Genomic DNA, 10,118 nt, shown 5'->3' with positions numbered 1-10,118 from the left:
GTGACTCTGACTCAGACAGCGACTCCGATTCAGACAGCGACAGCGACTCTGACAGCGACTCCGATTCCGACAGCGATTCAGACTCCGACAGCGACTCAGACTCTGACAGCGACAGTGATTCAGACTCCGACAGTGACTCAGACTCTGACAGCGACTCAGATTCTGACAGTGACTCAGACTCCGATTCCGACTCTGACAGTGACTCTGATTCCGACTCAGATAGCGACAGCGACTCCGACAGTGACTCAGATTCGGACTCAGATTCTGACAGCGACTCAGATAGCGATAGCGACTCTGACTCCGACAGCGACTCTGACTCCGATTCAGATAGCGACAGCGACTCAGATTCTGACAGCGACTCTGACTCCGATAGTGACTCAGATTCTGACAGCGACTCTGACTCCGATAGTGACTCAGATTCCGATAGCGATTCGGACTCCGACAGTGACTCTGATTCAGACAGTGACTCTGATTCAGACAGCGACTCTGATTCTGACAGCGATTCCGACAGCGACAGTGACTCTGATTCCGACAGCGACTCCGATTCTGACTCCGACAGTGACTCTGACAGCGACTCAGATAGCGACTCCGATTCTGATAGCGACAGTGACTCAGACTCTGACAGCGACTCAGATTCCGACAGTGACTCCGACTCTGACAGTGACTCTGATTCCGACAGCGACTCCGACTCAGACAGCGACTCCGATTCAGATTCAGATAGTGACTCAGACAGCGACAGTGACTCCGATTCTGACTCCGACAGCGACTCTGACTCCGATTCCGACAGCGACTCTGATTCCGACAGCGATTCCGATTCCGACAGCGACTCCGATTCTGACTCAGACAGCGACTCCGACTCTGACAGCGATTCAGATTCCGACAGCGATTCAGATTCCGACAGCGACTCTGACTCAGACAGCGACTCTGATTCAGACAGTGACTCCGACTCTGACTCCGACAGCGATTCCGATTCCGATTCAGACAGTGACTCTGACTCAGATAGCGATTCAGATTCCGACAGTGATTCAGATTCAGACTCAGACAGCGATTCAGATAGCGACAGCGACTCAGATTCAGACAGTGACTCAGACTCCGACAGCGACTCAGATTCAGACAGTGACTCTGATTCCGACAGCGACTCCGATTCAGACAGCGACAGTGACTCCGACTCCGACAGTGATTCCGACTCCGACAGTGACTCTGATTCAGACAGTGACTCTGATTCAGACAGTGATTCAGATTCAGACTCAGACAGCGATTCAGACAGCGACAGCGACTCCGACAGTGACTCTGATTCAGACAGTGATTCAGACTCTGACAGTGATTCCGATTCAGACAGCGACTCGGACTCCGACAGCGATTCCGATTCCGACAGTGACTCTGACTCAGATAGCGATTCAGATTCCGACAGTGACTCTGATTCAGACAGTGACTCAGATTCTGACAGCGACTCAGATTCCGACAGTGACTCCGACTCTGACAGCGATTCAGATAGCGACAGTGACTCTGATTCAGACAGTGACTCAGATTCTGACAGCGACTCTGACTCAGACAGTGATTCCGACTCCGACAGTGACTCCGATTCAGATAGCGACAGCGACTCAGACTCCGATTCCGACAGTGACTCAGATTCTGACAGCGACTCCGACTCTGATAGTGACTCCGACTCCGACAGCGATTCAGATTCTGACAGTGACTCCGACTCAGACAGCGATTCGGACTCAGACAGTGATTCAGACTCCGACAGCGACTCTGACAGCGATTCCGACTCCGACAGCGACTCCGACTCCGACAGCGATTCAGATTCAGACAGCGATTCAGATTCCGATTCCGACAGCGATTCAGACTCCGACAGCGACTCAGACTCCGACAGCGATTCAGACTCCGACAGCGACTCCGACTCAGACAGTGATTCAGACTCAGACAGCGACTCCGATTCCGACAGCGACTCCGATTCCGACTCCGACAGTGACTCTGACTCAGACAGTGACTCCGACTCTGACAGTGATTCCGACTCAGACAGCGACTCCGATTCAGATAGTGACTCCGACTCTGATTCTGATAGTGACTCCGACAGCGATTCAGATTCTGACTCTGACTCCGATTCAGATAGCGACAGCGACTCCGACTCAGATAGCGACAGCGACTCTGACTCAGACAGCGACTCCGATTCTGACAGTGACTCTGATAGCGACTCCGATTCAGATAGCGACAGTGACTCCGATTCAGATAGCGACTCCGATTCCGACAGCGACTCCGATTCCGACAGCGACTCCGATTCTGACAGCGATTCAGATTCCGACAGTGACTCCGATTCTGACAGTGATTCCGATTCTGACAGCGACTCCGATTCAGATAGCGACAGCGACTCCGACTCAGATAGCGACTCCGATTCCGACAGTGACTCTGACTCAGACAGCGATTCCGATTCAGATAGCGACAGCGACTCCGACTCAGACAGTGACTCTGATAGCGACTCAGATTCAGATAGCGACAGCGACTCCGACTCAGACAGTGACTCTGATAGCGACTCAGATTCAGATAGCGACAGTGACTCCGATTCAGATAGCGACAGCGACTCCGATTCCGACAGCGACTCCGATTCCGACTCTGACTCCGATTCAGACAGTGACTCCGATAGCGACAGCGATTCAGATTCCGACAGTGACTCCGACTCTGACAGCGACTCAGACTCAGATAGCGACAGCGACTCCGATTCCGATAGCGACTCAGACTCAGACAGTGACTCTGACTCCGACAGTGACTCCGACTCAGACAGTGACTCCGACTCTGACAGTGACTCCGATTCAGACAGTGACTCCGACTCTGACAGTGACTCCGATTCAGATAGCGATTCCGACTCTGATAGTGACTCCGATTCCGACAGCGACTCAGACTCAGATTCAGATAGCGACAGTGACTCAGACTCCGACAGTGACTCCGACTCAGACTCCGACAGCGACTCCGACTCTGACAGTGATTCAGACTCAGACAGCGATTCCGACTCTGACAGCGACTCCGATTCAGACAGTGACTCCGATTCAGATAGCGACTCAGACTCTGATAGTGACTCTGATTCCGACAGCGACTCCGACTCAGACAGCGATTCCGACTCTGACTCTGACAGTGATTCAGATTCCGACTCCGACTCTGACAGTGACTCCGATTCTGACAGTGATTCAGACTCAGACAGCGATTCCGATAGCGACTCCGATTCTGACAGTGACTCCGACTCAGACAGTGACTCCGATTCTGACAGTGACTCCGATTCTGACAGTGATTCTGACTCTGACAGTGACTCTGACTCAGACAGCGACTCCGATTCCGACAGCGACTCCGATTCCGACAGTGATTCCGATTCTGACAGCGACTCCGATTCCGACAGTGATTCCGACTCAGACAGCGACTCAGATAGCGACAGCGACTCTGACTCCGACAGCGATTCCGATTCTGACAGCGACTCCGATTCAGACAGCGACTCAGACTCAGATAGCGACTCTGACAGTGACTCCGATTCTGACAGTGACTCCGACTCAGACAGTGATTCTGACTCCGACAGTGACTCAGATAGCGATTCCGATTCAGATAGCGACAGCGACTCTGACTCAGACAGCGACTCTGACTCAGACAGCGATTCCGATTCCGACAGTGACTCTGACTCAGATAGTGATTCCGACTCCGACAGTGACTCCGATTCCGACAGCGACTCCGACTCAGATAGCGATTCAGATTCCGACAGCGACTCTGACTCCGACAGTGACTCTGACTCAGACAGCGACTCCGACTCAGACAGCGACTCCGATTCCGACAGTGACTCCGATAGCGACAGCGATTCCGACTCCGACAGCGATTCCGACTCCGACAGCGATTCAGATTCCGACAGCGATTCTGATTCCGATAGTGACTCTGATTCAGACAGTGACTCCGACTCAGATAGCGATTCCGACTCCGATTCAGATTCTGACAGCGACTCCGACAGCGATTCAGATTCCGACAGTGACTCCGATTCAGACAGCGACTCTGACTCTGACAGCGACAGTGATTCCGACTCCGACAGTGACTCTGATTCAGATAGCGACGCCGACTCTGACAGTGATTCAGATTCTGACAGCGATTCCGATTCCGACAGCGACGCCGACTCAGATAGCGACTCTGATTCCGACAGCGACTCAGATAGCGACAGTGATTCAGATTCCGACTCCGACAGCGACTCTGACTCCGATTCAGATAGCGACAGCGACTCCGACTCTGACAGTGATTCAGATTCAGACAGCGACTCCGATTCTGACAGCGATTCCGACTCTGACAGTGACTCCGATTCCGACAGCGATTCGGACTCCGACAGTGATTCCGATCATGACTTGCTAATTGACATTACGATTGACACTGATCTGAATGCCAATGGAACAATTACAGGACATGAACTCAATGGTAGTGCCAATGTTCAGGCGCATATAGGACTTGGAGATGACGCTTATGAGGGAATGCAGGTTCAAGTGACCGTAACTGGTCCTGTAGCAGGTGGTACGATTACGATCAACCATACGGTTACAGCAACTGATCTTGCAAACAACTCATTCCCAATCACAATTCCAACGATTGGCAGTGGCGCAATTACAATTGGAGCAACCACAACCGATACAGATGGTCATACTGATACAGTAAATGCAGGTGTAATCGTTGCACCACAGGACATGATTACCAACATCACGGTGATTGATGATCTTGACCATAACAACCTGATCAATGCCGCTGAGCTTGGTTCAGATGGAACATTCAATGTTCAGGTTGGTTTGGGTGCCGATGCCTATGATGGCATGGTGGTAACGGTGAATGGTCAATCATATACAGTCAACTCAACCGATCTACAAAATGGCTATATCGTAGCCAGTATTGTTGGTGTCAATCAGTTGATGAATATCTCTGCACAGGCACATGATGTCTGGGGTAATCTCGACTCCGCAGCAACATGGATTGGTGTGGATACCATCCCACCAAGTACGGATGGCACAGTCATTACGATTGATCCAATCACTGGTGATGACATTCTTGATGCACTTGAAGCAGGCGGCACAGTGACTGTGACAGGTACATTGACAGGTGTTACAGGAGAGGCTGCGAACTCAGCCAATACCCATGTGACTGTAACGATCAATGGTGTGGATTATGATGCTACCGTGAATTTCACGGGTACAAATGCAACCTGGACTGTCAATGTTGATGGTGGTGATCTCGCACTTGATGATGATCTCACCGTTGATGCAACAGCAACCTTTACTGATGCGGCAGGTAATAGTAGTTCAATTACTACGGCACATGACTATGCGCTGGATGTTCAGGACTTGATCACTACGATTGATGTCGTGGCAGACCTCAATGGTGATGGTGTTATCAATCTGGATGAGCTTGGTACAGATGGCGTGTTCGATATCCATGTGAATCTGGGTGTTGATGCGGTTGATGGTACTGTGATTAACGTCAATGGTACGCTTTACACTGTCAATTCAGCGGATGTGGACAATGGTTATATCACCGTCAGTCTTCCAGCCTCTGCTGCGGTCAATGGTGTTGTGAACATTGTGGCAACGGCAACCGATGGATTTGGTCATATTGATACTGCAAATGCGCAGATCGGAATTGTGGTTGATCCATTATTGCAAATACATGCCTTTGACAACCTGGCAGACGCTTATATCGATGTTGTTCCACAACAACTGTTCGATAATGCCAACCTGGGTAGTCATGGTTATCTCGCAATGGTGGACATCGCAAATCTTGATCTACAGGCATTAAGATCAGATGCGATCAACTTCAATGTTGCAGGTGGCACTGTAGATAACGTCACATTCAGTTATAGCTTGCCACTGGGTGCGGGTGTACTTGATGATGTCAAACTCGTGGTTCAAAAACTGGATGCGTCAGGGCATTGGGTAGCGGTGCAGGGCACAGGCGATGCTGACTTCCTGAATCTAGATGTACTGTCAGGCAACAGCGTCACACTGAACAACCTTGCTGCTGGTACATACCGTGCATTCCTGGCCCATGAAGGAGCGGTCATTGATGTAAGCTTGCTTGGAACATTGTCCGCAACCGCAGATGTTTATAGCACAACCCAAGTGAACTATGTGGTAACGGCCGCAACGGGTAATGTGATTGAAGATGTAGGCTTGCATGGTACAGAGGTTGATGTTCTTACCGCGACCACTGTTCTACAAAGTGTCACTTTCAATGGCACAACCACAGACATGACAAGTGCTGGCCTGACTATCGTCGGTCATTACGGTACGCTACAGATTGATGAGCAGGGTGAATACACCTATACACCAAATGCAAATAGTGCAGGTCTAGGTCTGGTTGATCAGTTTACCTATACCTTGCATGACCCAGCGACTGGCATGAGTTCATCAGCAACCTTGTACTTCCATTTAGATAGTCATCAGGTGGATATGACATGGGGCGATGCAGATCATCCTGCACAACCTGCAACCATTGACTTCAACGCAGTTGATGATCTGGTGACCGCAGCGATTAACCCATCATTGTTACAAGTTGGCGATGATGTGGACTTTGGTAGCCATAGTTACCTTGCACTGGTTGGTCTATCAGATCTTGACCTGTCATTGCTTGATAACGGCGACATTAACTTCACCGTGGCAGCAGGCGAAAGTGCCGATGTGACATTCTGTTACAGCGCTCTGGCAACTGTTGGTGTCCTCGGTGATGGCTATGGTGTCCTTGTCCAAAAATTCGATACAGCCACTAACCAGTGGGTCACTGTCAACAATGCGATGACAGATGGTTTCATTAGCCTTGAATTGCTTGCCTCTGGACAGGTTGCTGCAACCATGCATGGTCTGGGTGAAGGTACATACCGTGCATTCATGACTTATGACAGTTCTCTTGGTGAAGTGGGCTTGCTTGGTAAACTCACCGCCACAGCCGACATCTACGATCTGGATCAAATTGCCCAACCACAATATGCGGTGGCTGAACACGATGCAGTTCTTGGTAGTCATGGATACCTTGCTCTTGTTGGCTTGCTTGGCCTGAATGCTGCAATCATCGGTAGCAACAGTGTTGGCTTCAATGTCAATAACGCAACAGGTGATGTCACCTTAAGTTACAGCACCTTGATTGGTGCAGGCGCATTGAGTGATTACCAACTGGTGATTCAACATAAAGATGCATCAGGTAATTGGGTGGCATTGAATGGTTCTGGTCAATGGAATGTGCTGGATCTACAACTGCTCAACTCAGGTACGGGTGTCACACTGACTGGTCTGGAAACAGGTGAATACCGTGCCGCGATGGTTTACACAGGCGTACTTGGTGGTGGTTTAGGAGGCACGTTGACCGCAACAGCCGACCTCTATGATCTAAACACCATTGTCAATGGCTACACTTCAGTGGCTGTTCATGGCAACGTGCTTGGTGATGTGGGTGTCACAGGACATAGCGATACCACCACACCATTTACAGTGGTCCATTCAGTGACTTATGGCGCGAATACTGTAGATATCGGAGCGAGTGGTGTCATCACCATCAACGGTCAATACGGTACATTGGTGATGTATGCAAATGGCAGCTACACCTATACACCAAATGCGGATAATGTTGGTCTAGGTCAGGTTGAACACTTCACCTATAACATTGTTGACCCAACAGGCAATGACTATCAGGCATCTGCCCAATTGATTATCCATATCGATAGCGATCTTGTGGACATGACTTGGGATCCGATGAATCCATTGGCACCTGCAACCGTTAATATCGCGGCTGATGCAGATGTAGCAGTGGCAGGAATCGACGCTGGCGCATTGCTGGTGGGCAATGACCTGATGATTGGTGAACAGGCCTATGCTGCATTGATTGGTGTTGCTGGTATTAATTTACCGATCCTTGGAACACCAGCCATGAGCTTCACGGTAGCGGATGGACATACACAAAATATGACCTTTAGCTATAGTACGGCAGTCAGCTTGGGTATCTTGAATGATGACTATAAAGTTGTGGTTCAAAAACTGGTCAATGGCGAATGGGTGGCCGTAGCAGGTTCTAACACCAGTGGCATTATTAACCTCGATCTGCTTGCAAATGGTCAGGTTGTGGCGACAGTGAATAACCTCGATGCAGGTCAATACCGTGCATTCATGGCATACGATGGAGTTGGTGTAGGTCTGGCAGGTAAACTGACTGCAACAGCAGATGTATATGATCCAAGTCAGCATGCAGTTCTACCAGTGACAGGCAATGTTCTTGCAGATGACAGCGTGACTGTATTTACCAAAGTCACCAGTGTTGACTTCAATGGACAAAGTGTGGCTGTCAATGAAATGGGTGCGACCACCATTCACGGTCAATACGGTACATTGGTGATCTCTGCCAATGGTCACTACACCTATACACCGTACACAAATCTGGTAGGTCTAGGTCAGGTGGAAACATTCACTTATCATGTGACTGACCCAACAGGTATTGACTTTACTTCGTCAGCCACCTTAACCATCACCATCGCGGGACAGGATATGAATCCAGCCATCCTTGCGGTTGCAGACAACTTCGGTGCGGAACAGGGTAATGTGTTCAATGGTGGCTCAACTGACGACACCACACCGACTTTCTATGGTGTGGCAGAGGCAGGCAGTACCGTGGTTCTATTTGCTAATGGTACAGAGGTGGGTACAACCACCGCAGGTGCCGATGGTAAATGGAGTCTCACAACAACACCAATTACCCACTTGGGTCAGTATATCTTCACTGTCGAGGCAACCAATACCACAGGCCATACTTTCACCAGTGCTGAGTTTGACCTGGATATCATTGCTTCTGTAGGTCAACAAAAACCAGAGGTGGCATTAACCAATAATGCATTGTTGGGTCTCGTGGGTGCAGATGTGGCTGGCTTGATCACCCTGGATCAGCAACCACTCCTTGCAGTTGATGTCAACAACGACATTAAACGAGTTGAGGTTGAATACAACTCAGGTATCGTTGGACTCAATGTCATTAACCTCTTAACAACATTGTTGGGCGGTAATGGTGTTGGATTCGCATACTCACAAGGTCTGGCAGCAGAGTTTGGCCTAAATGTGGATGTGACTGACAGATTGCAGGGTATCAGCCTCTTCGGCAGCGATTCGATGAAAATTATCATCACTGCTGCGGATAATGGAACCATTGACAATCAAAAACTAATGGAGTTCATGGCGACGATTCATGCAAGTAAGGATTTGGTACAGTTGAACCTTGCTGATAGCGTAACCGTCACTGCCTATGACAGCGTACATGCGCAGCCAACAGTACAAAGCCTGGCTCAACTGCTTGATGTGGGTCTGTTAAGCAATCTATTGGGTCATGGTACAGCAAGCTATGTTGTTGAAGGTGGAGCGACTGCTGATGTGATTGATCAATCCGCAGTAACCGACCACAACGTGAGAATCTATGGTTATGATGGAGATGACACACTCACTGGTGGTCAATGCAACGACATCGTTCGTGGTGGTGCAGGCAATGACAAACTGTTTGGCAATGCAGGCAATGACTACCTCGATGGTGGCACTGGCAATGATGAACTTCATGGCGGAGCAGGTAACGACATTCTCATTGGCGGAGCAGGCAATGATACCTTGGAGGGCGGTGCAGGTTCTGATACAGCAATCTACCAGTTACTCGTTGCAGGTGATGCAACAGGTGGCAACGGTACAGATACCTGGACTGACTTCCATGTGGGTCAGGTTGGTGCCGATGCCGAGGCTGATCGCATAGATGTCCGTGATTTGCTCAGTGGTTCTGGTGCGAATGCAGGCAATATTGAACAGTACCTCTCTGTCCAATATGATGCAGATAACCATACAGCAACTGTAAAAATTGATCGAGATGGCACAGGTGGTGCGGATTCAACCAACTTGCTCATCCTGACTAATCAAACCAATGAAGTGACACTTGCTGAATTGCTGCATAATCAGCAAATCCTGTTCTAACCTAGTTTAATTCAACCCACAAAAAACCGCCTCATGAAAACATGGGGCGGTTTTTCTTTTTTCACAAAACATACAGTTTATTCATTTCAAAACAAAAGCATATACGATATAGTTTTTTTAAAAATCCTTATAATGACT

At 49.4% G+C, this 10,118-nt stretch carries 2 protein-coding genes; both read left to right on the top strand.

Annotation, left to right across the window (positions count from 1 at the left end):
• Positions 1–4,368, top strand: a 4,368-nt coding sequence (locus QTA56_RS11540) for a beta strand repeat-containing protein (protein ID WP_411956100.1), incomplete at its 5' end; no start/stop codon positions are given.
• On the top strand, positions 4,362–9,980 hold the full coding sequence (locus QTA56_RS11535; protein WP_267981084.1) for a BapA/Bap/LapF family large adhesin: 5,619 nt from the start codon (positions 4,362–4,364) through the stop codon (positions 9,978–9,980). The genes QTA56_RS11540 and QTA56_RS11535, both read left to right, overlap by 7 nt.
• Positions 9,981–10,118: the final 138 nt, after the last annotated feature.

The organism is Acinetobacter thutiue, assembly GCF_030385805.1.
GTDB lineage: Bacteria > Pseudomonadota > Gammaproteobacteria > Pseudomonadales > Moraxellaceae > Acinetobacter > Acinetobacter corruptisaponis.
The sequence above is the reverse complement of the archived record's forward strand: the minus strand, read 5'-3'. Positions and strand labels throughout refer to the sequence as shown.